At 69.6% G+C, this 21,669-nt stretch carries 19 protein-coding genes and 4 pseudogenes; 12 read left to right on the top strand and 11 right to left on the bottom strand.

The features are described 5' to 3' along the window. Positions 1–197: hypothetical protein (locus ACIRQ9_RS39610; RefSeq protein WP_404185425.1), on the top strand; the 197-nt coding region annotated here is incomplete at its 5' end. Between the two features lie 65 nt (positions 198–262). Here ACIRQ9_RS39610 and ACIRQ9_RS39605 read toward each other — a convergent pair. The 3 genes from ACIRQ9_RS39605 to ACIRQ9_RS39595 form a co-directional block, all read right to left on the bottom strand. After that, positions 263–922: a TetR/AcrR family transcriptional regulator C-terminal domain-containing protein gene (locus ACIRQ9_RS39605; RefSeq protein ID WP_404185422.1), complete on the bottom strand. Its 660-nt coding sequence runs from the start codon at positions 920–922 to the stop codon at positions 263–265. 124 nt (positions 923–1,046) lie between these two features. After that, complete coding sequence (locus ACIRQ9_RS39600; protein WP_404185419.1) at positions 1,047–2,165, bottom strand: alpha/beta hydrolase; 1,119 nt, start codon at positions 2,163–2,165, stop codon at positions 1,047–1,049. A 150-nt stretch (positions 2,166–2,315) separates the two neighbouring features. Then, positions 2,316–2,990, bottom strand: coding sequence for a carboxymuconolactone decarboxylase family protein (locus tag ACIRQ9_RS39595; protein ID WP_404185416.1), 675 nt, complete (start codon positions 2,988–2,990; stop codon positions 2,316–2,318). Positions 2,991–3,386: 396 nt separating this feature from the next. On the opposite strand from ACIRQ9_RS39595, the gene ACIRQ9_RS39590 reads away from it, so the two are divergent. The 3 genes and pseudogenes from ACIRQ9_RS39590 to ACIRQ9_RS39580 form a co-directional block, all read left to right on the top strand. Beyond that, positions 3,387–4,409 (top strand): NAD-dependent epimerase/dehydratase family protein, encoded by a 1,023-nt coding sequence (locus tag ACIRQ9_RS39590; protein WP_404185414.1) that lies wholly within the window; start codon positions 3,387–3,389, stop codon positions 4,407–4,409. Between the two features lie 164 nt (positions 4,410–4,573). After that, positions 4,574–6,112, top strand: coding sequence for a flavin-containing monooxygenase (locus ACIRQ9_RS39585; protein WP_404185411.1), 1,539 nt, complete (start codon positions 4,574–4,576; stop codon positions 6,110–6,112). Between the two features lie 540 nt (positions 6,113–6,652). Beyond that, positions 6,653–7,117, top strand: a pseudogene (locus tag ACIRQ9_RS39580) (CGNR zinc finger domain-containing protein); the annotation flags it as partial. A gap of 203 nt (positions 7,118–7,320) precedes the next feature. On the opposite strand, the gene ACIRQ9_RS39575 reads toward ACIRQ9_RS39580, so the two are convergent. Together ACIRQ9_RS39575 and ACIRQ9_RS39570 are read right to left on the bottom strand one after the other, a co-directional pair. Then, positions 7,321–8,103 carry an SDR family NAD(P)-dependent oxidoreductase gene (locus ACIRQ9_RS39575; RefSeq protein ID WP_404185408.1) on the bottom strand — a complete coding sequence of 261 codons (783 nt, stop codon included), beginning with the start codon at positions 8,101–8,103 and terminating at the stop codon, positions 7,321–7,323. A gap of 6 nt (positions 8,104–8,109) precedes the next feature. Continuing rightward, a complete protein-coding gene (locus ACIRQ9_RS39570; RefSeq protein ID WP_404185405.1) occupies positions 8,110–9,024 on the bottom strand; it encodes an MBL fold metallo-hydrolase in 915 nt (304 codons plus the stop codon). Positions 9,025–9,263: 239 nt separating this feature from the next. Here ACIRQ9_RS39570 and ACIRQ9_RS39565 point away from each other — a divergent pair, with 239 nt between their 5' ends. From ACIRQ9_RS39565 to ACIRQ9_RS39540, 6 genes and pseudogenes are all read left to right on the top strand, one after another. Then, positions 9,264–9,863, top strand: a complete 600-nt coding sequence (locus tag ACIRQ9_RS39565; RefSeq protein ID WP_404185402.1) for a TetR/AcrR family transcriptional regulator — start codon at positions 9,264–9,266, stop codon at positions 9,861–9,863. Positions 9,864–9,905: 42 nt separating this feature from the next. Then, positions 9,906–11,393: an MFS transporter gene (locus ACIRQ9_RS39560; RefSeq protein WP_404185399.1), complete on the top strand. Its 1,488-nt coding sequence runs from the start codon at positions 9,906–9,908 to the stop codon at positions 11,391–11,393. A gap of 73 nt (positions 11,394–11,466) precedes the next feature. Continuing rightward, the gene (locus tag ACIRQ9_RS39555; RefSeq protein WP_404185396.1) at positions 11,467–12,180 is read left to right on the top strand and encodes a hypothetical protein; all 714 of its coding nucleotides are present in this window, start codon (positions 11,467–11,469) and stop codon (positions 12,178–12,180) included. Positions 12,181–12,434: 254 nt separating this feature from the next. Continuing rightward, a complete protein-coding gene (locus tag ACIRQ9_RS39550; RefSeq protein WP_404185393.1) occupies positions 12,435–12,959 on the top strand; it encodes a hypothetical protein in 525 nt (174 codons plus the stop codon). Between the two features lie 140 nt (positions 12,960–13,099). Continuing rightward, positions 13,100–13,663, top strand: coding sequence for a hypothetical protein (locus ACIRQ9_RS39545; protein WP_404185390.1), 564 nt, complete (start codon positions 13,100–13,102; stop codon positions 13,661–13,663). A 151-nt stretch (positions 13,664–13,814) separates the two neighbouring features. After that, positions 13,815–14,087: pseudogene (locus ACIRQ9_RS39540) on the top strand (transposase); the annotation flags it as partial. A gap of 77 nt (positions 14,088–14,164) precedes the next feature. Here ACIRQ9_RS39540 and ACIRQ9_RS39535 read toward each other — a convergent pair. Together ACIRQ9_RS39535 and ACIRQ9_RS39530 are read right to left on the bottom strand one after the other, a co-directional pair. Then, positions 14,165–14,758: a GNAT family N-acetyltransferase gene (locus ACIRQ9_RS39535; protein ID WP_404185387.1), complete on the bottom strand. Its 594-nt coding sequence runs from the start codon at positions 14,756–14,758 to the stop codon at positions 14,165–14,167. A 31-nt stretch (positions 14,759–14,789) separates the two neighbouring features. After that, entirely contained in the window at positions 14,790–15,638 is an 849-nt protein-coding gene (locus tag ACIRQ9_RS39530; RefSeq protein ID WP_404185384.1) for a transposase, read from the bottom strand. A gap of 424 nt (positions 15,639–16,062) precedes the next feature. Between ACIRQ9_RS39530 and ACIRQ9_RS39525 the strand changes: the two are divergent. Both ACIRQ9_RS39525 and ACIRQ9_RS39520 read left to right on the top strand, forming a co-directional pair. Continuing rightward, positions 16,063–16,527: pseudogene (locus ACIRQ9_RS39525) on the top strand (IS5 family transposase); the annotation flags it as partial. Positions 16,528–16,625: 98 nt separating this feature from the next. Next, entirely contained in the window at positions 16,626–17,225 is a 600-nt protein-coding gene (locus ACIRQ9_RS39520) for an SMI1/KNR4 family protein (protein ID WP_404185381.1), read from the top strand. Positions 17,226–17,452: 227 nt separating this feature from the next. Here ACIRQ9_RS39520 and ACIRQ9_RS39515 read toward each other — a convergent pair. The 4 genes and pseudogenes from ACIRQ9_RS39515 to ACIRQ9_RS39500 form a co-directional block, all read right to left on the bottom strand. After that, positions 17,453–18,636, bottom strand: a pseudogene (locus ACIRQ9_RS39515) (IS701 family transposase). A 53-nt stretch (positions 18,637–18,689) separates the two neighbouring features. Next, positions 18,690–19,457, bottom strand: coding sequence for a methyltransferase domain-containing protein (locus tag ACIRQ9_RS39510; protein WP_404185378.1), 768 nt, complete (start codon positions 19,455–19,457; stop codon positions 18,690–18,692). A gap of 40 nt (positions 19,458–19,497) precedes the next feature. Further along, positions 19,498–20,673 carry a hypothetical protein gene (locus ACIRQ9_RS39505; RefSeq protein WP_404185375.1) on the bottom strand — a complete coding sequence of 392 codons (1,176 nt, stop codon included), beginning with the start codon at positions 20,671–20,673 and terminating at the stop codon, positions 19,498–19,500. Next, a complete protein-coding gene (locus tag ACIRQ9_RS39500) occupies positions 20,670–21,482 on the bottom strand; it encodes a class I SAM-dependent methyltransferase (RefSeq protein ID WP_404185372.1) in 813 nt (270 codons plus the stop codon). The genes ACIRQ9_RS39505 and ACIRQ9_RS39500 overlap by 4 nt, the downstream gene beginning before the upstream one ends. Between the last annotated feature and the right edge of the window lie 187 nt (positions 21,483–21,669).

Below are 21,669 nucleotides of genomic sequence, written 5' to 3'. Positions count from 1 at the left end.
TCAACCCGGACATCGTCTCCACGGCCTGCCCGTTCTGCCTGGTGATGCTGACCGACTCCGTCAACGGCAAGAAGAACGACGGCAAGGCCAAGGAGTCCATCACGGTGGTCGACGTGGCCCAGCTGCTCCTCGACTCCGTGAAGACCCCGGCCGACCCGGCGGGCACCGCTCAGGAGGAGGCGGAAGCCCTGACGTGATCGCGGCGGGGGCGACCGCGCCGTTCGAGCCGGAGGGGAGCCCCGTAGACCTGCCCTGGCGTCCGTCAGGCCGCCGGCTCGGTCCGGCGGCGGACGCCCTCGATGAGCAGATCCAGGCCGAAGCGCATCTCGGCCTCATGGTCGCAGACTGACAGTTCCGCGGCGGCGGCCGCGACTGCCGGGAATCCGCTGCTGGCGAGATCGGCCGCGCGGGAGGTGGTTACTTCCGGGATCACCGCGGCGTACGACGGCGCCGTGCCCACCTCCCGCGAGAGGGTGCCGATCAGGAAGGCGATGAAGCTCCGCAGGACGTGCACCGCGGCCGGCGGCTCCAGTCCGGCCCGCCGGAGCACCCTCAACGCCGCCTCGACCAGCGGGAGTCCGGCGGGAGCGTTCATCCGCCGGGTGAGGACGAGCGGGGCGGACTTCGGGAACTCCAGGGCCGCCTCGCGGAAGGCGAAGGCGAGTTCGCGCAGGGCGTCGCTCCACTCCAGCGCGTCGGTCTCGCCGATGCCGACGCGCCGCAGGATGGTGTCCGCCATCGCGTCGAGGACGTCGTCCTTGTCCCGGATGTGGTTGTACAGGGACATGGTGCGGACTCCCGCGGCGGAGGCGACCTTGTGCAGGGAGAGTTTCTCCACGCCCTCCGCCTCCGCCACCTCCAGAGCGCGCAGGACGATCTCCTGTCTGCTCAGCGGACCGCGCCGGGTCAGTCTTTGCGCCATGGATGTCCTCAGCCCTCTCGTCGGACGCCTCCCGCGAACGTACATCGTCGGTGGGGCGTCTGGCGCGTGCGGTCCGGGTGGAGGCTGAGCGGTGGCGGGGCGGGGCGGGGGAACGGTGGCGTGGTCAGTCGTGCACGGTCACGAAGCGCCGGGACGGCAGCCGGAGCGCGGAGCCGGTCAGCCGCGAGCCTCCCGTCCGTGCCCGCAGCCAGCCCCAGCTGCCCACCAGGAGGGGACGGAAGCGCTCCGTGGCGCAGTGCGTCGCGTCGCGCACGATCCATACCGTCGATCCCTCACGGGCCGCGAGTTCGGTAGTGTCGCCCAGCGGCACGTACTGGTCACGGTCGCCGTTGGCGGCGAGCAGGGGCGCACCCCCTTCGGCCGCCAGCAGCCCCTGGCGGCGCAGCGAGTAGCCGTCCAGCAGGTCCGAGGCTTCCTGGGCGCTGGGCAGACCGTCCAGCCCCATGGCGTTTCCCACGATGCCCGCCATGCCGTACGGCAGGCTGAGCGGGTCCGTGCGAACGTCTGCGGCGCCCGTGGGGCCCCCGATGTCGACGGCCGCGTCCACCGCGCCCTGCAGCGCCAGTTTGACCGCCCAGTGGCCGCCGAAACTGAGACCGAACCAGAGCGCCGGCTCTCCGGGGTTCTCCTCTCTCAAAAGCGCTATGAGCGCGTGGAGTTGGAGATCACTGTGCGGAGTGAGCGGCAGCGGGTTCTCACCCGTTCCCGCCATGTCGATGGTGACCACCTTCAGGCCCGTCGTTCTGGCCGTGGCCACCGCCATGCGGTGAATCTCGATCTTCCAGGTGTCGACCCCGCCCGACATCACGAGCACACCCGGGCGCCTTCGCCCGCGCCGGGTGAACTCGTGGACCGGCAGTTCGTGTTCTCCTTCCGGGGTGCGCAAGGGGACGGCCCGGCGCCGGAATCCGACGGGGAACCGTGGTGCCGCGTCCAGGTAGCAGCGCAGTTGCTCGTGGTGGGCCGCCACGCGTTCCGGGGCGGCGAGCGCAGGGAAGCGGGTCGCGCCCCAGAGCTGCGCCGCTCGCAGGAGGTCGCCGTCCGCCTCGGCCTCCCGGGCGAGGAGGCCCCACTCCGCGACCCAGGTGCCGGGGCCGGTACCCCACATCACCCGGATCCTTCCCCTGGCCCGGTCCACGAGGGCGGGAGGGATGCCCCAGGCCGTGAACTGACGGCTGCGCTCCTCGAAGATCGCGTCGGTGCCGACGTCAAAAGTGAACATACTTTATAGTTTGGGGGCGGCGCCGGAGCCTGGCAACCAGTCCGCGACGCCGGGTGTCGGTGTTCTCGGTGATCCCCGCTCCTCCCTGGTCGCGACGGGTGTGGCCTCCGACGCGGTGCGTGCCGGTCCGGGGGCCGCGCCCTGGGGTGGTCAGTCCCGCGAGCGGGCGGCCGTCCGGGACTCGCTGAGGGGGGCGAGATAGCGCGGCTCAATCTCGCAGCCGGACGTGTTGATGATCATGGCGCCCATGACGTAGTGCCCGACCAGCATGCACAGTTCCACGGTCTGGTCGTCGTCCAGGTGCTCTCGCAGCGTGTGCCAGGTACTGGCCTCGAGCTTCCCGCCGGCCAGCAGGTCGTCCGTGGCGCCGAACAGAGCGCGCGTGCGGGGCGTCCAGCCGTCGTCCGCCGTGCGGGCGATGCTGTCGATCTCCAGTCGGGTGACGCCCTGGTCCTGTGCCATGACGCTGTGGTGCGCCCACTCGTAGGCGCAGCCCATGCGGTGCGCCACGCGCAGGATGACCCGCTCCTTGTCGGCGACCGGGATACGGCCCTTGTAGAGCAGCTGGGACACGAAGTACGCGTGCACGGGGAAGATGCGCCCGAGCCGCGCCAGCGTGGTGAAGACCGTGTAGTCGAAGTCCTCCCGGGTGACCTTCCGGATCACCTTGAGGAAGAAGCGCACGGAAGCGCTCCGCTCCTCGTGGGGGAGCGGAGCGATACGGGTCGCGCCGTTCAGGTGCCAGTTGCCGGCCGGCAGGCCCCTGGGTGTGCCGTCGGGCCGGCCGCCCGGTGATGCCGGCTGCGCATGGACCGTCTGGGTCATGTGTCTCTCCTCGGGTGTCGTCGACTGGATGCTCTTGCGGCGGCGGGACCGAGCGCCTTTCGCGTTGTGGGTCGTTCCCCCGTGGTTTCGGTGCGGTCCCTTGTGGTCCCTTGCGGTCCCCCCGCCCGTCTGTGAAACTTATGGTGTAAGTCTTGGAGAACGAAACCCTCTGGGCCGGCGGGTGTCAAGGGTTCGCGCACCGAGGACGAGCTCGCACACCGGTGGCCGTCGGCCGTGCGCCGACGGCTGGATCATCCGCGCCGGCGGCCCGCCGTCCGCGCGGGTGAGGGCGGCCTGCTGGATTTCGGCCGCTCTCCTTCCCGGTGGGCGAACCGGTATGTCCCCGCGGTACGCGTGCCGTCCGCAGCGCCCTACCCGACACGAAGGAGACGCGCCATGCATCCCGTTCTGATCACCGGAGCCACCGGAGTGGTGGGCGGCGGCATCGCTGCCCTGCTGGCCAGGGAGGGAACCCCCGTCCGGGCGCTGGTGCGGAACCCGGCGCGTGCACGGGCGCTGCTGCCGGAGGGGGTCGAACCGGTCCTCGGGGACGTGACGGACCCGGGATCCGTCCGCCGGGCCACATCGGGCTGCTCCGCCGTGTTCCACGCCGCGGGCCTGCCCGAACAGTGGCGGCGCGACGCGCGCGACTTCTATCGCGTGAACGCCCAGGGCACCGAGAACGTCGCACGGGCCGCGCTGGACGCCCAGGTGGACACGTTCGTCCACACCAGCACCATCGACGTCTTCCGCCGTACCCCCGGCGTCCCCTTCGGGGAATCCGTCCTGGACGACAAGCCGCAGGCCACGCCGTACGAGCGGTCCAAGCAGGCGGCGGACCTCGCCGTGCGCAGGGCACTGGACGATGGGCTCCCGGCCCGGTTCGTCCACCCAGCGGCGGTCTACGGGCCCGCCCCGGCCGTCACCCCCGGCATGAACGAAGTCATCATGCGTATCGCCACGAATCGCGTACCCGCGCTGCCGCCGGGCGGGCTGCCCCTGGTCTACAGCCTCGACTGCGCCCGGGGGCACCTGGGCGCTTCCCTGGCCCCCGTGGGAGCGCGGTACATCCTGAGCGACCGCTTCGTCACCCTCATCGAACTGACGAAGATCATCCAGAGCCTTGCCCCCGGCACCCGCCTGCCCCCGGCGCTGCCCGCCCGTGCCGCCGGGTGGCTCGCGCACTGCTCGGAGACGTGGTCCAAGGTGACACGGAGCGCGCCGATCCTGCCGACTGGGCAGCTCCATGTCCTGAAGTCCCACCTCCTGCCGGACTCCAGCCGCGTCCGAGAGGAACTGGGCTGGGCCGCCACGGACCTGACCGAGGGAGTCGCCGCCACCCTCGATAACTTCGGGCTGGTGTCCCGGCGGCAGACGGCGGCCGCCTCGTCGCCCGCGGCCGCCCTGCCTCGTCGTTAGCCGCCCGGACCCATCCCCCGGGCCTGGAGCCGCACCGCTTACCCAAGCCCGGCTGGAGGGCACTGCACCGCACCGACGCTGCCACCGGGGCGCCACCCCTGGAGGCCGCATCGGCCCGACTCTGTGGATTCCCGCGCGCTCCGCCTTCGAAAGGAACCCCCCGCATGACCGAAGTCGAGAACTCCCTGCACGCCGGCCCATCCGGCTATGTCGACACCCTGATCGTCGGAGCCGGCCTGTCGGGCATCGGCGTCGCCTGCCATCTGCGGCGCGACCGCCCCCGGCACACCTACGCGATCCTCGAAGGGCGCCGTGACCTGGGAGGCACCTGGGACCTGTTCCGCTATCCAGGTGTCCGCTCCGACTCCGACCTGCACACGCTCGGCTACGCCTTCAAGCCGTGGACCGGCGAGAAGGCCATCGCGAGCGGCCAGGCCATCCAGGACTACATCCGCGAAGCCGCCCGGCAGTACGGTGTCCTGCCGCACATCCGGTTCGGGCACAAGGTGATCCGCGCCGCCTGGTCCGGCACCGAAGGGCTGTGGACGGTCGAGGCCCGGCGAGCCGACGGCGTACGCGTCGTGCACACCTGCCGATTCCTCGTCATCTCCACCGGCTACTACGACTACGACGCCGGATACCTGCCCGACTTTCCCGGCCGTGACCGCTTCAAAGGCACCGTCCTGCATCCCCAGCACTGGCCGCAGGACTTCGACCACACCGGCAGACGCGTCGTCGTGATCGGCAGCGGAGCCACGGGCGTCACGCTCGTCCCCGCCATGGCGGACCGCGCCCGGCACGTGACCCTCCTGCAGCGCTCACCGTCGTACGTGCTGCCGATCGCCTCGAAGGACGTCCTCGCCAACGGCATGCGGCGGATCCTCGGCGACCGCCTTGCCTACCGGCTCACCAGGAGGAAAAACATCACCACCCAGACATTCGTCTACCAGGTCAGCCGCAGGCACCCCCATCTCGTCAAGACGCTGCTGCGTGCCCTCCAGCGCAGGCTGCTGCCTCAGGGGTACGACATCGGCACCCACTTCGGCCCGCGGTACGAACCCTGGGACCAGCGGCTGTGCATGGTGCCGGACGGTGACCTGTTCAAGGCGATCTCCTCCGGCCGTGCCTCGGTCGTCACGGACCGGATCGCAGCCTTCGCCGAGGACGGCATCGAACTGGCCTCCGGCACCCTGCTGGAGGCCGATACGGTGGTCACCGCCACGGGTCTGAACCTGCTCGCCTTCGGCGGGATGCGCCTGGAGGTGGACGGGACCCCGGTATCGCTTCCGGACACGCAGGTCTACAAGGGCTGCATGCTCAGTGGCGTGCCGAACCTCGCGTTCACCGTCGGCTACATCAACGCCTCCTGGACTCTCAAGGTCGACCTGGTCTGCGAGTACCTCTGCCGGCTCCTGAACCACATGGACTCGACCGGCGATTGGATGTGCGTCCCGCATCACGACGGAACACATACCGGGACGCGCCCGCTGATGGACTTCGCCGCCGGCTACGTCAAGCGGTCCATCGAGGCCTTCCCGCGCCAGGGTGAGTCCCGCCCGTGGCGGATGAACATGAGCTACCGGGAGGATGTCCGCGAACTCCGGCACGGCCGGATCGAGGACGGCGTCCTCCGTTTCGGAAACCCCGTCGAGCGCCGCGCCCCGAGCGTGGCCGTGCACACCACCGGGCCCACGGAGCACTGAACGGCGGTGCCGGGGTCCGACGGCAGGGGCCGCGCGTCCGGCCGCCGAGGACCGGACCGATGATGCGGGCGGCGATCTCCTCGCGCGCGACGCAGCCGCCGCCAGACATCCGGGACTTTCGCTCCGATCCCCGCGCGATCGGCTCTCCGGTGTCCCGCCGGGTTGCCGTCGGGGCACCACGGTGCGCGAACACGGTGACGAGCGTGAGCAGCACGGTGAGTCCTCGCGGCGCGGAGGAGGCGGACGGTCGGAGCCGTCACCTGGACGAGGAGGGCGACGGCGTAGGGGGTGACGAATCCCAGGTACGCCAGGCAGTGGGAGACGGCCGCCGAGCGAGAGCGGGGCGCTCGGCGTGCGCTTCGATGTCCGTGAGTCCCGCCACCAGCAGGAGCCCTTAGGCGGCGCCGAACAGGAGGCCCGCGAGCGGGACCGGCCCGTGGTCGTGCCGTGCCACGGCGACGGCCCCCGCCGCAAAGCCCGCTGTTGCGGCCGCCGGCCCGGTGAGGCGGGTGCCGACGAGTCGCGGACGGAGAACCGGGCGTGCCCGTCGAACGACTGGGAACCGCGGAGCGCCCGCGTGCATGGTGCGACGGCGTCGGAATGGCGCCGGCACAGGACGAGGACCCCGAAGAGGTCCTGGGCTCACTCCGCGCACGCAGGGAGGCGTCCAACGACATCCTCTGGGCAGAGCTGCACGGCCACCTGCCTGCGGAGCGCTCCGTCGAGCTCATCAACGCGGCGGCCCGTCACGAGCCGCCGTGTCCGCATCGGGAGTGGACGCCCGACGGTGTGCGGTTGCTCGCCGAGGACCGGGCGGTGACCGGGCGGTTGCTGCTGCGGCTCATCGCCCGGGACGTGATCGGGGTGCTGTCCGACCAGACCCTCAACGCGCGCCTCCGGGCCTGTTCCTCGCAGACGTGCCGCATGCGGTATCTCGCCCCGGGGCACGGCAGGCCACGCAAGTGGTGCTCGATGCGGCGCTGCGGAAACAGCGCGAAGCCCGCGTGCCACCGGGCGCCGACGGCGCGGGCGCCGACAATTGACCGGCCCCGCGGTCGCCGCCCGGATCCGCCGTGTCCGTGCGGGCCTTTGATCACGCGCCGACCGCCGCGTCCCGGCGGACGCGGCGGCCGGCGCGGCGGTCGGCCGGGACGCCGTCGAGGGACGAGAGGCGCGAAGTCCGGCCGCGGCCGGCCGGCGCCTTCGGGTCAGGCGCCCAGCAGCCGCCCGGAGACCCGCAGGGCGATCCGTCGGGATGCCAGGCGGGCCGCGGCCACCGGAAGGGCGTTGGCCAGGCCGGTGATCACACTGGGAGGGGTGGTCCGCCGGTCCAGGGCGGCGAGAGCGGTCTGCACCACCTGCTCGGGCCGGCTCATCAGGCCGACAGCGGGTCGGTCGGTGCCCAGGACGTCGAAGAACTCCGTCCTCGTCGGACCGGGCGAGAGGGCCAGCACACGCAGCCCGTTCGCCCGGGTCTCGTAGGCCAGTGCCTCCGTGAAGCTGAGGACGAAGGCCTTGCTGGCCCCGTAGACCGCCATGGAAGGCGTGGGCTGGTACGCCGCTGTGCTCGCCACGTTGACCAGTGCGCCCCGACCGGACGCGAGCATCTGGGGGAGCAGCGCGCGGGTGAGTTCGACCAGCGCGGTCACGTTCAGCTGGAGTTCCCTGCCGATGGCAGCCGCGTCCTCGGTGGCGAACCCGCCGTGCGTGGCCACTCCGGCGCAGTTGACGAGGGTGTCCACGGAAATGCCCCGGGCCCTCAGCTCGGCCGCCAGCTGCCGTCCGGCGTCGTGGCCGGCCAGGTCGAAGCCCAGCACGTGCGCGGTCACGCCGTACCGTTCGCGCAGCCGGTCCGCCAGGGCCGCGAGCCGCTCGGCGCGCCGTGCCACCAGCACGACGCCGGCGCCCCGCCGGGCGAGCTGCCGGGCGAATTCGGCGCCGAGGCCGGAGCTGGCGCCGGTGACGACCGCGGTGGTCCCGCCGTGATCCATCGCCGCTCACCGTCCCGAGACGGCGTGCGGACGCGGTGCACGGGCGGCGCCGACGGCACGGTTCCGCGGCTTGAAGCGCTTCGCCGGGTGGACACCGTGGGCCGAGCCGCCGTCGCCGTCGAGGAGGTCCAGATACTCGAAGGGGTTGTGGGCCGCGAAGATCTCGATCTCCGGGTGTTCCGCGTGCAGCGCGCGCAGCCGGTCCTGGTTGAGCCGCCGGCCCTTGAACTCCGTCGTGACCACCATCTGGAACAGAGCGGGACCCGGCGCGCACGCCCGCCGCGGCAGCTTGATCTCGCGGGCGTCGAAGTAGGCGTCTCCGGCCGCGAGCAGCCATTGGCCGCCGCTGTTCACCGCCACCCCGCAGTGTCCGTGCGTGTGTCCGAACAGGGGAACCAGGAGGATGTCCTCGGGCAGGCCCTCCAGCCCGCGCACCGCCTCGAAGCCGAACCACTGCTGCCCGCCGTGCCGGTACGTCCGCCAGTCCGGGTTGTGCTCCCACATGCGCGGCCGGTACCGGCGGCGCGCCTTGAAGGACGGGCGGCGCATGGCCATCTCCAGCTCGGTCGCGTGCACGTGGACGGCGGCGTGCGGGAAGTCGGAGAGTCCGCCGACGTGGTCGAGGTCGAGGTGGGTCTGCACGATGTGCCGGACGTCCTTCGGGTCGAAGCCGAGGGCACGGATCTGGTACACGGCGGCGAGCGAGCCGTCGATCCTGGGCCGGGCGTAGCCGCGGACGAACTCCGCGCCCAGCCGCGAGGTCGGGTCGGCGTAGTCCGCGGTTCCCAGACCGGTGTCGACCAGGACCAGGCCCGAGTCCGCGGTCTCCAGCAGGAGTACGTGGCAGATCAGGTGCTGACCCAGGATCGACAGCCCCTGGATGGACGCACAGTTCAGGTGGTGGACACGGGTGACGCTCATCGGACGGCCTCTCTATAACGAAGTTTCATTTTTATTTGTACAGCCTCAGGCGGGAGGCGGCAATGGGCGAGCGAGGTGGGCATTGCGGACAAAGCGGTCAAATGCCACCAGTGTCGGTCTGGTCGCCGCTGCAAAAGAGCAGCTCAGTGCCAGTGTGGCGCCGATATAGAGCGCTTGCGTTTCTCCCAGGCTGGTCGCTAACTTTAGTACGGAACGGTTCCGTACTAAAGAGGTGTCGCATGACTTCCAGCGAACGTCCGGACGTCGTCCGTCGCCCGCGCATGACGGCCGGCCGGGAGGCCGACCTCCTCGAAGCGGCGCGCGACGTCCTGAGACTCACCGGCTACGAGGCGCTCACGATGGACGCCGTCGCCGCCCGCGGCCATTGCAGCAAGGCGACCCTCTACCGGCAGTTCGGCACCAAGCCGAAGATGATCGCGAAGGCCATGCGCGGCGCGCGGCCGACCCACCCCGACCCGATCGACACCGGGTCGCTCCGCGACGACCTGGTGACCCTCGTGCACCGGATCGCCGACGACGTCGCCGAGGTCACCCCGTTGGTGACGGCGGTCTCGCACGCGGCACTGCGCGATGTGGAACTCGCCGCCGCCGTACGGGAGTCGGTGATCGCACCGGACGCCGCGCAGGTCGAGGATTTCCTGGCCAGGGCCGTCAAACGCGGAGAACTGCCCCGCAGGCCTGCCGCCGCGGACCATCTCGTCCGGCTGGCCTTCAGCGTCACCACCGCCGGCGGGCTCTTCGATGCCACGGCGGTCGACGCCGCCTACCTGACCAGGCTGATCGACGACCTCGTCATGCCGGCGCTGCTGCGCGGCTGAACCGTCCGACCGTCCGACCAGACGACCCCCATGGAGTCACCCATGTCCCGCACCACCGAGGAGAGCGGCGTCGAGACCCGGCCCGCCTCCTCCGGTCCCCGCAACCGCTGGTGGACCCTCGCCGTCGTCGGCACCGCGCAGCTGATGGTCGTTCTCGACGCCACCATCGTCAACATCGCGCTGCCGTCCGCACAGCACGACCTCGGCTTCTCCAACGGCAACCGGCAGTGGATCGTCACCGCCTACTCCCTCGCCTTCGGCAGCCTGCTGCTGCTCGGCGGCCGCATCGCCGACCTGGCCGGACGCAAGAGCGTGTTCCTGGTGGGCCTCGCCGGGTTCGCGGCGGCCTCCGCGGTCGGCGGCGCCGCGGGCAGCTTCTCCCTGCTGGTGACCGCCCGCGCCGCCCAGGGCCTGTTCGGCGCGCTGCTCGCCCCCGCCGCGCTCTCCCTGCTGACCACGGCCTTCACCGAACCCAAGGAACGCGCCAAGGCGTTCGGCATCTTCGGCGCCATCGCCGGGACCGGCGGGGCGGTGGGCCTGCTGCTCGGCGGCATCCTCACTGAATATCTGGACTGGCGCTGGTGCCTCTACGTCAACGTGGCCTTCGCGGCCCTGGCCCTGCTCGGGGGAGCCAGGTTCCTCGGCGGCGGACGCCCCGCCCGGCGCCCGCAACTCGACCTGCCCGGCACCCTGCTGGCCTCCTCGGGGCTCTTCTGCATCGTCTACGGCTTCTCCAACGCCGAGTCCCACGACTGGGGTTCACCGATGACCTGGGGCTTCCTGGTCGCCGGCGGCATCGTGCTGGCCGTGTTCGGGCTGTGGCAGTCCAGGTCGGCCCACCCGTTGCTGCCGTTGCGGATCGTCCTGGACGGGAACCGTGCGGGCGCGTACACCGGCATGCTCGTGGCCGGAGCCGGCATGTTCGGAGTGTTCCTGTTCCTGACCTACTACCTCCAAGGGATCCTCGGCTACAGCCCCGTCACCACCGGATGCGCGTTCCTTCCCATGGTCGCCGTCATGGTGGTGACGTCCGTGGTCACCAGCAACCGGCTCATACCGCGGCTCGGCGGCAAGCCCGTCGTGCCCGTCGGCATGGCGCTGGCCGGTGCGGGGATGCTGTGGATGACCACCCTGGACACCGGCAGCGGCTACGCCGCCCAGGTGCTGCCCATGCTGCTGGTCAGCGGCCTGGGCCTCGGCATGGTGATCTCGCCCTCGATGAACTTCGCGGCGTACGGAGTCGGCGCCGACGACGCAGGTGTCGCCTCGGCCATGGTCAACACCAGCCAGCAGATAGGCGGTTCGGTCGGCACGTCCCTGCTGAACACGCTGGCCACCACCGCGGCCGCCCACTACCTCACAGGCCGCCGGCCCACTCCGCGGGTGCTGGCCGAGGCGCAGATCCACAGCTTCTCGACCGCCTACCGGTGGTCGGCGCTGTTCTTCGCCGTGGGACTCGTCCTCACCGCCCTCCTCTATCGGCGCGGCGCTCCCGAACAGCGCGACGAGAAGGGCCCCGTGGCCCTCTGACCGATCACACGCGCGCCGGCCGGGTCTCCCCACGAGCGGGGAGACCCGGCCGGATCAGACCGTCTCCAACCCGATGAGCAAGGACCAGCGGTATATGAAACCCGCAATGATCTTGACGAAAAACGTCGGGATCCGACTGGACCGGGGCGGCGATGCCACGGTCGCGGCCGCGAAGCTCGACCGGAGCTCCCGCGCCGGGCCGCGGTCGCCGGCCGACGGCGCGTCCCACCGGCTCCGCGGCCACCAGAGCCAGGCCCAAAGCCGGACACCGTCGGGTGGCCTGCCGTGCGACGCCGTTCGCCACGGTGCCTGCGACTTCACGCCAGCACCCACGCGCCTCTCCGGACCGCCCCCGCTGCCGAAGGCAGCCCGAATTTCCGCGGAGGACAATGTCAGACGTGCGCCGTACCGTCGCACTGTGACGGTGTTACCGACACCAGCGCCGTACGAGCGTTGGCTGCCGAAGGTCACGATCCAGTCGGGGCGCGCCGACGACCTCCGATGGGACCGGCAGCGCGCCGCCCTACGCTCCATCTCCTCGTACGACGGTGTGACCCAGACGTGGTGCACCTGGATTGGTGTGCTCGACCTGGCGAACATCGCGAAGCCGCGGACCCGTTTCGATGCGGCCCGCACATTCGGGACCGAGGTCCCCCATCGAGCCCGCGCCGGTAACGGCCGGGTGGACGGGACCGTCCTTCACGGCCGATACCGGGATCGTGGCGCGGTCGGCTACGCAGGCCGATGCGGGCCGATGCAGGCCGACGCCTCGGCGAACTCCCGATGATTTGACCGTAGTCCGTGTGGGGGCGGGAGGCGGCCCGTCCGTGCCACGTGCGAAGGGTGCGCGGACGGGCTCCGTTGCGGACTGTGCCTGACCGGCGGCGCCCGCGGATTCCGACCGGCCGGAGCCTCAAGAAGCGGCTGAACCGTAGACGGGGGACACCACCGGATCCCACGGAACGGCATGCGGTGGGGGAGGGGCCCGTTCAGTGCCAGAAACCGTCGTCGCGGCTTGAACCGGTGGGCATACTCATCGGCATGAGAATCCCGGTCCGTATCCGTCTGTTCGCGGCGTTGACGCTGTTGATCATGTGCGCGGGGTTGTGCGGGGGTTGTGCGGGGTTCCTGCTGGGCGGCTGGCTGGGCGCGGGCGCCGGGATGCTCGTGAGCATGGGCGTGCTGGTTCTGGGTGCGAGGATCACGATCGCTCTGTGCCGTCTGCAGACCACGGAGTTCTTGCAGGAGATGGTGGGCGACGGCAGGGTGGAGGCATCAGCGGATGCGGTCCTGCGCGGGATCATGCTGTACGAGGCTGCGGCCTTCCCCCTGGTCGCCGATGGGGTGAAGGTGGCGGAGCGGGAGTCCCGGCGGATGGTCGCCTACAAGGTAGCCGCCTTCGACGATCTGCCTATCTCCGTGCGCGTGGCGGCGGCTGAGACGCTCGAAAGCATCGATGAGGGCCAGGACCGGGAGGGGACAAGGGACGCGGTGTGGGCGCTGGCCGAAGCGGTCCGCGCATGCCGGGCCGGCTCGCTCGCCACCCCCGACACGCACACGTCCTGACCTCACGCGCCCCGTACACCGTCAGGACCCGCCCGGGCCGGTGTGCAGCCAGTCCTGTCACCGCCCGGAGCATGTACGCGAAAGCCCTGAACCGGACGCGGTCCGGGTCCTACCCTGGTCGCCCTGAACGGGAGGTCACCATGGAGGAGACGCCACAGTCCGGGCCCGACCCGGTCAAGCCACGGCCCGACTATCAGCCGAAGACGCCGCCGCCTCCGAAGAAGCCGCCCAGCCAGCCCACGCCCGACCCGTCCCGCAGCGACCTTCTCGCGGGCCTGCCTGTTCCGCAGAACCTCTCACGGACCGGGTTCCCGGTCATGAGGAACCGGCGCGGTGCGTCGTGGCCGCTGGAAGCGGCCCCGTGGGCGCCAGGCCAGGCCTCCAGACGCGTGAGCGCCCAGCTGTCCCGCTGGCATCTCGCGCCTGTCACAACGGTGGATGAGGCGGTGCGGCTGCTGGCCGCCACCGTCGTCGAGGACGGCGGCCGCCGCATCAGCGTCCACCTCTGCGAGCAGGACCACACTGCGCTCGTGCTCTGCCTGGGACACCAGCAGACCCAGGCCGGCGCGGCAACGGATCTGCTGACCGAACTCCGTGCCCTGGGCGCGGACAGTTGCGGCACCGAGATGACCGCCGAGGGCCGGCAGGTATGGGCGCTGTTTCCGGTCCGCCCCACCGTGACGGCGGCCAGGAGCACGGCCTGAAGGGCCTCCCGCAGTGATCCGAAGTCTTGGTCGCGGACGGCCAACGGCGGCCGACGGGTTGGTCGCGGGTGCAGGGCCGGTCGTAGGCGTAGACGCTGCCCGCGGCGAGCTGGGTCCTGCCAGGGTGATGCGGGCGGCGGCCGGTCCTGATCCGCCCGCATCTGTCCTCCCGTCCCGCGCCTGTACTTCCCGCGCGCTGCCGATGGCGGTCCTCGTGTTCGTTGCCACGGCCGGTTGCACGTGGCGGCAACTGCCGCCGGACTTCGGCCCGTCCGGGCCGACCACACACCGCCGCTTCACCGAGTGGAGTCGGGCCCGCGTGTGGGGCAGGCTGCACCGCCTGGTCCTGGACGAGCTCGGCGCGCGTGGCGGACTGGACTGGTCACGATGCGCGATCGACTCGGTGAACATGCTTGCTCTCAAAGACATCGCAGGGAGCGAAGAAGTCAAGCTGTCTCGTGTTTCATGAGCGCGAACGATGTCATCGTTGTGTGTTCTTGGTCAGTCTTCCCGAACACGGGCGTGCAGATGCATGTCATGCCAGCCGTCAGCGTGAAGCAGTGCACGACGTCGTACTCCTTCGAGGGTGTATCCCGTCTTCTCGGCGATCCGGCAGGATGCGGCGTTCGCCGTGGAGTGGCCGAGTTCGAGTCGGTTGAAGCCGATCTCTTCCAGTGCCCAGCTAGAGACCCGGGCCACCGCCCGGGAACAGACGCCCTTGCCGCGAGCCTCTGGGGCGGTCCAGTAGGAGATCTCTGCTTGGCCGCCGGTCATGATGACGGACTGGAGTGAGACCCGTCCGAGGGGCGTCTCGTCGCCATCATCGACCACGGCCCAGTGGCAGGCGGTCTCGCTCCCCCAGCCGTGGCGCCACTGTTTGATCCACTCACGGGCCTCGTCTTCGGAGTCAGCTCTGCGCAGGTGCCACTGCTGGATTGTCGGGTCCTGGAACACTCGTGCGACGGCGGCTGCGTCAGAAGGCAGCCAGGGCCGCAGCAGCAAGTCGCTGTCGATTTGCAGCGACGGCTGGTCAGAGGTGTTGAGGGTGCCAGGAGGCATGACGGCGGTGACCAGAGAAGGCATGATCGACATCATGGCAACCCAGTCTTTGGCTTCCGCTGCCGGGTCAGGCTGGCGCTGGGAGAAATGATGCGAACGCTTGTTGCTCGTCGAAGTGTTGGCGGGTCTTCAAGCAGTGGTGGAGCTGGCCGAGGAAGCGGTTCAGCAAGTGCCGTTGTGCGGCGGCATACCAGTCGCCGTGCTCGCGTCGGCGCCGGTAGTGCGCGTTCGCTCCCGGTGACGCGGTGAGGGCGGCGAAGGCCCAGAGGAAGCCGGCGTTGATGAGGCGATTGTTCTTGACGAAGCGTCGGCCGACGAATCGCCTGTCACTGCGTTTGAGTGCGGCCCCCAACTGGGCGAGGGTGAGCTTCCCGGCCTTGGCCGGGGTCGGGGCCAGGGTGAGGCTGACGCGGGCGTCAGCCCTGGTCAGGCCGCCTTGTTTGCTCTGGAAGGCCAGCAGAGCGGCAGGGTAGTACTCGCGCGGGGGCGAGCGGACCTGGTTGGCGACCTGCTGCCGAGTCCAGACGGCATCCTGCTGTGCTCGGGCCAGGACCGTGATGGCCTGGGCGAGTTCGGAATTCTTCCGTGACGCCGTGACGCCGTGACGGTCGCGGTAGCGGGCGGCGGCGAGCGGGTTGATCGCGAAGATCCGGCGGCTGCCGGTGCGCAGGCTCGCGACCAGGAGGCCGAGGCTGGTCTCGATGGCCACCGGTATCGGATCGTCTGGGCTGCCGCCGTCTTCGGCCAAGAGGTCCAGGAGCTTGTGGTAGCCGGCCACGTCGTCGGCGATACGGACTTTGGCGAGCAGAGTGCCGGCTTCGTCGACGACGGCGGCATCGTGGTGCCGCTCTGCCCAGTCGATGCCGCAGAACACGGTCAATCTGTCCTCCCAGGTTCGTCCGTTTGTGCAGGTCACGGCACATGCGGGTCACGCGGCGCCCTAATCCAAGGACTCGTTGGTCCGCCATCTCAGTAGCCGTTCGCAACACCAGCGCTCTCCATGGGCTCGATCTTCTACAGGGCTCACGGGCTCACGGATGAACAAGAGGTCGACCCTGGAGTGGGCTCGCGCCGTGACGACCAACGTCTGGCAAGCCGCCGGGAGTTTCGCGTTGATCACGGAGGCGCCGGGCTGCGCCGCTCTTCACAGAGGCCTCAAGGGCCCGGGGAAACGGAGGCATCAGCCCGGCGCCCGCGCCATCACCGCGAACCCCATAACGGACAGCGATGCCGCTCTTTGAGGAGGCCTTGACAGCCAGGGGGGATCCAGGCATTCGCTGTCCTGCGCGAGCATCTGCCCGGGTGGTTGCACGGGCCCGGGCCGTCTGCTTACGCACTGGATTAGGGGGGACCTGACAGGTCCGAATCCCGTAGATCGCGGCAAGAAGGGAGCGAAGATTCACTTGATCACGGAGCGGACGGGTCTGCCCCTCTCCATCGGGATCTCGGCTGCGAACACCCACGACAGCCAAAGTCTGGAGCCCTTGGTGCGCGGCATCCCGCCCATCCGGTCCCGCCGCGGGCCGCGCCGTCGTCGACCGGCCAAGCTGCACGGCGACAAGGGCTACGACTTCGACCAGCTACGCATGTGGCTCCGTTCCCGCAACATCACACCGCGCATCGCCCGCCGGGGTATTGAATCCTCCCAGCGCCTCGGCCGCCGCCGTTGCACCGTGGAGCGCGCAGTGGCGTGGCTGTCAGGATGCCGCCGTCTCCATCGTCGCTACGAGCGCAACCACGAGCACTTCCTCGCCTTCGTCGGCATCGCCGCCGCCCTGATCTGCTACCGCAGGCTGGCAGCCTGACCGCGAGACCTTCGAGCTGGGATGATCCGTGCCGTAACCGAATGCCCCGTTGGAGGGCTTGCTCGCCGCAAAGACGGCACACACCAGCGAGGAACGCCATGACCGACTACCTGGCCGCCGCCATGGCGATGCTCGGCCCGGCCCAGAACCGCTACGCGGACCCTGCCGCCTGGGACCGGCTCCACACAGAACTCGGCATCCGGCTACCGGCCGACTACCAGACTCTCGTCGACGCATACGCCCCCATCCGGCTCAACGGTCACCTGTACCTGCACCACCCCGCGACTGAACGCTGGAATCTGGGCCAGCGCATACGTGACAAGGTCCGTTCCTGGTCCGATGTGTGCTGGAATGACCTCGACCCGGACGAGGACCCTCGCCTGCTGTTTGGGCTCGCGGAGTTGACGTTCGGCACCCGCAGCGGACTGTGGCCGATCGCTGGCACCGACCGAGGCGAAACCCTGTTCCTCGTCGCCCCTCACGGCACTGCCCCTTGGCTCCTGATCGAAGACGGCGAAGGCGGCTGGGCACGGTACGACATGAGCTTTGCTGAATGGCTGTACCGCTACCTCATAGGCGAAGACATGGCCGGCCCCAATACTTCCGCCTTCTACCCCGGCCCCGTGCAGTTGTGCAGGCTTCCGATGACCGCCGACGAACGGCCAGAGCCGTGGAGCGGGCCGGATCGCGGCATGTAACCCTGTCGCAGCGACAGTCGCAGGAGCCTGACAACTTGTCCGGAGAACCAAACGACGCGATCTCTAATACTGCGACGGTGTTTGTTCTGAATGGTGGCCAGGCCAGGGGCTGTGTCTGCGTCCTTTGTAGTGGCTGATGCGGGCTTGGTGTTGGCGTCGCCGTCGCCATGCCGACCAGTGCAGGATGTGCTCGATTGGGGTGGGGCGGCGGTGGGTGAGGCGGGTGATCAGGCGTCTGATCTCGGCGAGGCTGAGGCGGATGAGCTGGGAGGATCCGTTCTGTTTTGTCCGCATCCAGTTCGCGGGCACGCAGGACGGTGAGGCAGGCGTGGGCGGCCATGGCCAGGGTCATGTGGCGGTGCCAGCCGGGGTAGCGGCGGACCTGGTAGTCGTCCAAGCCGCATTCCTGCTTCGCTGTCTGGAAGCATTCCTCGACCGCCCATCTGCTGCCGGCGATGTGGATCAGCTCGTCCAGGGTGGTGTCGGCGGGGCAGTAGGCGATGTAGTAGGTGATCTCCTCGGGCCTGCTGATGCTGCGGCGGGCGATGACCCAGTGCCGGCGGTCTTCGCGGTGCCAGGGCCTTACCTCGACGCGGGCCCAGTCGTAGATCCGTCGGCCGTGAGCGCCCTCGCCGCAGGAACGGCGCTTCCATTTCTGGCGGGTGAGAGCGGGGAAGAGGTCGTGGACGGGATGGTCCAGTGCCCAGCGGGTGACGACCGTGTCATGCCGGGTGGTGGCCGCGACGTGGAAGACGTCGGCCTGATCGAGTTCGTAGCGCCAGCCCTTGCTGAAGCCGTAGGCAGCATCTGCCGTCACCCACCGAAACGGGATCCGGTCCGCGGTGGCCTTGCGGACCATCGCCTTGGCCATGGCCACCTTCGTCTCGAACGCGACCTCGTCACCGATACCCGGCCGCCGGCACCGTTCCCGGTCGTCCGTCCAGGACGTGGGCAGATACAGCCGGCGGTCGATCAGCGTGCGTCCGCGGCCGGTCGCATAGGCGAGGAAGACCCCGATCTGGGAGTTCTCCGTGCGGCCCGCAGTGCCGGAATACTGCCGTTGAACTCCTGCCGAACGGGTGCCCTTCTTCAGGAAGCCGGTGTCGTCGACGATCAGCACCGCTTCGCGGTCACCGAGGTTGTCGACCACGTACCGGCGCACATCGTCGAGGACCTCGTCGGCATTCCACTCGATCCGGTTCAGCATCCGCTGGATCCGGTCCGGACCGTCATGACCGGCCTCCTCGGCCAGCGTCCAGCCGTTCTTACGCTGCAGTGGAGCGATCAGGCCCCGCATATAGGCCAGTGCCGACTCCCGAGGCTCAGACCGGCTGAACCTGTGCACGAACCGCCCATGCACAGCATCCAGTTCACTCGCCCACCCACGCACATCAGCAAGGTCCCCACCCATAACCACACCAACGACGAACCTGGCCAGCAGTCACGGTAGACACCGTTGCAGTACTAGGCCTGTGCGGCAGGCTTCACTGCAATCCAGGCACTGAAGTTCATCCACCGCCAGAAGCAGTCGATGCGCTGGAAGCCTGCCTGCTGCAACAGCTCCACGTTCCATCGGGCGGTCACGGGGACGAGCACACCCTCCAGGGACAGGGCCTTCCGGTCGATGTCCTCCCGGCTGTAGCCGTGCTGCAGCTTGTGCTGGTGGTAGAGCTTCACCATCAGGTTGTTCAGCTCGGAGTCGGCACCAAGCACCTTCTCCACCAGGATGAGGGCGCCGCCGGGAGCAGTGTGCTCGTAGATCTGCTGGATGATCCGCTGCCGGTGCTCGATGGGGATGAACTGCAGGGTGAGCACGGCCAGGGTGAGGTCCGCGCTGACGTCCGGGTAGAAGGACTTCATGTCTTGCTGGTGAACCTGGACCGACCCGCTCTCGCAGCTCGCGGCGAATCGCTGCCGCAGCGCATCCGCCATGGGCTCTGATGCCTCCAGACAGACGAAACGCCCCTGGCTCTGGAGCGCGTCGACGAACGGCGCGATCGCCTCCCCCCGGGACGCGCCGCAGTCGACGATCGTGGAACCGGGCCGGACGAACTGTGACCCACAGGAGAACACCGCGTGGCGCATCACCTCGTACTGCGGGATGCTGCGGGCGAGCATGTCGTCGAAGACTCGGGTTACCCCCTCGTCAAAGGTCCAGCGGCCCTGTGGGACGGTCTGGTCAATATCCCCGCGTGCGGTGGGGGCGGCCTGCGGGTAAGTGGAGAGCGTCAAGGCGGGAAGTCCTTATCCTAAGGAGGCAGAACTGCGGAGGTCAGCGGATCTCCGATCCGGGCTCGCGCATCAGTACCGGTGTCGCACCCGCTTCGGCGAGGGCGTAGACGGCCGGGTGCGGCCGGAGCCAGACGTTGGCGCTGGGAATGTCGTATGCTCCTGCGGCACCGACGACGACCCTGTCGCCGACTTGGAGGTCTGCAGGGCCTTCGACCGCTTCGGCGAACAGGTCGGACTCGTAGCACATGGCGCCGTAGACGTCATAGCGGACGCCTCCGGGGCTGAGGAATTCCACAGGGTGGTGCCAGGCATTGATCGAGCGCACCAGGTTCGTTCCCGCGTCGAGCACGATGGTGTCCCGGCGCCGGCGCCGCTTGTGCACAGCCACGGAAGCCACCAGCACGGCGTGGTCCTCGACTATGCTGCGGCCGGGCTCGATGATCAGGTGCAGGCGTTCGGGCGGCAGCCCCAGCTGGGCGAGTTCGGCCGCGACCCCTTCGGCGTATACCGACCACGGCGGCAGTTCCCTGCCCGGCGCACAGCTGGCTGCGGGAAATCCGCCTCCGATGTCCACGCTGAACGGCCCGTCGCTGCCGTCCAACAACTCCCGCAGAGTCTCGCGCCAGTGCCGCAGCACGGCGCGGTATGGGTCGGGGTCCAGGGGGTGCAGACCTGTATTGAAGTGGATACCCTGGATCGGCACCCGAGCGTCGGCAAGGAGGGCTCTTGCTTCGGCAACTTCCTCCGGCACGAGGCCAAACCGGGACCAGCGTCGGTGCCCGCGGGGCACGGACAGCCGCAGTGATACGCGCGGTTCGACGCCGTGCCGCGCCCGCTCTGTAAGAGCCTGGATCTCCGTTAGGCTGTCTGCCTGGATTAGGCAACCTTCGGCGATGGCAATATCGAGCTCTCCGGCCTGCTTCACTGGGCCGTCGAAGTAGATCCGGTCCGCGGTGAAGCCGTCGGCCAGCGCCGCGGCGAGTTCGGCGCCCGAGACTACCTCGGCCGCCGCGCCGCACTTTTGGAGCAAAGTGGTCACGCCCGGCAGAGCGTTCGTCTTGTACGAGTATGCGAGGGTGAACCGGGGGAAGCATTCTTGCCAGGCTTTGACCATGGACTGGGCGGTCTGTCCGACGGCGTCAAGGTCGAACAGGTAGTAGGGAGTCGGCAGGTGGACGGCGGCGCGGACGCCCTCTCTCAACCGCTCGGAGATCACGGCTTCGCCCGCCAGACGCCGGTCATTAGCCCCTGGTAGCGGCGGTGCTCGTCGAGAACCAGGCGGGTCTCCCGCAGGCGGTGGAAGCAGGCGTCGCGTACGGGCCGGGAGACACCCGCGAGCGCCGGAACCCTGCCGTACACGGACCGCCGGACGACGCGCGCAACCCGTCGCGGGCCGAGCGCGGGTGTGTCGTGTAGAGCCTCCGCCACCGGATCGAACCGCCGGGAGAAGAAACTGGTCCAGAACTCGCGGTCGCGGGATCCGTCCGGGCGGAACCCAATCAGCTCCGCCACCTGGTCGAGTAGGTACTCCGGGGGACGCGTGTGGTAGTAGAAGGCTGCGGCGCACAGCATGCCACCAGGTCGCAGGACCCGGTGCACCTCGTCGAGCGCACGCTCGCGTCGCTCGATGAAGCCGAAGTTGCAGCCGCCGAGGACATGGGTGAACGTGTCGTCGGGCAGCGGCAGCTCCGCTGCGTCCGCGACCTGGTATGTCAGGGCGGGCGATCCTTTGGCGTAGGCGCGGGCCTGCTTAACGGCGTCTGCTGAGATGTCGATGCCGTGGACGTCGGCACCTGTGAGCTCGTGGGCGGTCCGCCCGGACCAGCCGGTGGAGCAGGCAAGGTCGAGCAGCCGGGAGTCGCCAGTGATGGACGCCATCCGGACCCACTCGTCCACCGTTCGGAAGGCTCCCGGCGGGGTGTTCTGCTGGCCCAGAAAGGCCACGAAATCGGGATAGGCCTTGTCGAGCACGGCTGTGACGCCGGGCTGGGTGCGGTCCGGGACCACCGGGGTGCGGAGGAACATCGTTGCCCTCCCTTTCAGGTCGGGTCTGAACTGGTTGGCATGGGAAGTGGGCCGCCTTGCGGGGGTGGGGGGGGGGGGGGGCCCCCCCCCCCCCCCGGGGGGGTTGTTTTTGAAGGGTCGGCGGGGGGCCCGGGAACGGAGGGTTGGCCCGAGGGTTATTAAGAATCAAAATGGTGTTTGGAAAAAA

It is taken from the genome of Streptomyces sp. NPDC101237, assembly GCF_044767465.1.
Taxonomy (GTDB): domain Bacteria; phylum Actinomycetota; class Actinomycetes; order Streptomycetales; family Streptomycetaceae; genus Streptomyces; species Streptomyces gramineus.
This window is presented reverse-complemented; position numbering and strand designations above follow the sequence as displayed.

Bases quoted from the DNA above. Each gene is read 5' to 3' on its own strand.
- ACIRQ9_RS39550 (WP_404185393.1), top strand. From the start codon at position 12,435: ATGAGAATCCCGGTCCGTATCCGTCTGTTCGCGGCGTTGACGCTGTTG.
- ACIRQ9_RS39565 (WP_404185402.1), top strand. From the start codon at position 9,264: ATGACTTCCAGCGAACGTCCGGACGTCGTCCGTCGCCCGCGCATGACG.
- ACIRQ9_RS39600 (WP_404185419.1), bottom strand. From the start codon at position 2,165: ATGTTCACTTTTGACGTCGGCACCGACGCGATCTTCGAGGAGCGCAGC.
- ACIRQ9_RS39500 (WP_404185372.1), bottom strand. From the start codon at position 21,482: ATGTTCCTCCGCACCCCGGTGGTCCCGGACCGCACCCAGCCCGGCGTC.
- ACIRQ9_RS39535 (WP_404185387.1), bottom strand. From the start codon at position 14,758: ATGATGTCGATCATGCCTTCTCTGGTCACCGCCGTCATGCCTCCTGGC.
- ACIRQ9_RS39560 (WP_404185399.1), top strand. From the start codon at position 9,906: ATGTCCCGCACCACCGAGGAGAGCGGCGTCGAGACCCGGCCCGCCTCC.
- ACIRQ9_RS39575 (WP_404185408.1), bottom strand. From the start codon at position 8,103: ATGGATCACGGCGGGACCACCGCGGTCGTCACCGGCGCCAGCTCCGGC.
- ACIRQ9_RS39555 (WP_404185396.1), top strand. From the start codon at position 11,467: ATGAGCAAGGACCAGCGGTATATGAAACCCGCAATGATCTTGACGAAA.
- ACIRQ9_RS39590 (WP_404185414.1), top strand. From the start codon at position 3,387: ATGCATCCCGTTCTGATCACCGGAGCCACCGGAGTGGTGGGCGGCGGC.
- ACIRQ9_RS39605 (WP_404185422.1), bottom strand. From the start codon at position 922: ATGGCGCAAAGACTGACCCGGCGCGGTCCGCTGAGCAGACAGGAGATC.
- ACIRQ9_RS39570 (WP_404185405.1), bottom strand. From the start codon at position 9,024: ATGAGCGTCACCCGTGTCCACCACCTGAACTGTGCGTCCATCCAGGGG.
- ACIRQ9_RS39520 (WP_404185381.1), top strand. From the start codon at position 16,626: ATGACCGACTACCTGGCCGCCGCCATGGCGATGCTCGGCCCGGCCCAG.
- ACIRQ9_RS39545 (WP_404185390.1), top strand. From the start codon at position 13,100: ATGGAGGAGACGCCACAGTCCGGGCCCGACCCGGTCAAGCCACGGCCC.
- ACIRQ9_RS39585 (WP_404185411.1), top strand. From the start codon at position 4,574: ATGACCGAAGTCGAGAACTCCCTGCACGCCGGCCCATCCGGCTATGTC.
- ACIRQ9_RS39595 (WP_404185416.1), bottom strand. From the start codon at position 2,990: ATGACCCAGACGGTCCATGCGCAGCCGGCATCACCGGGCGGCCGGCCC.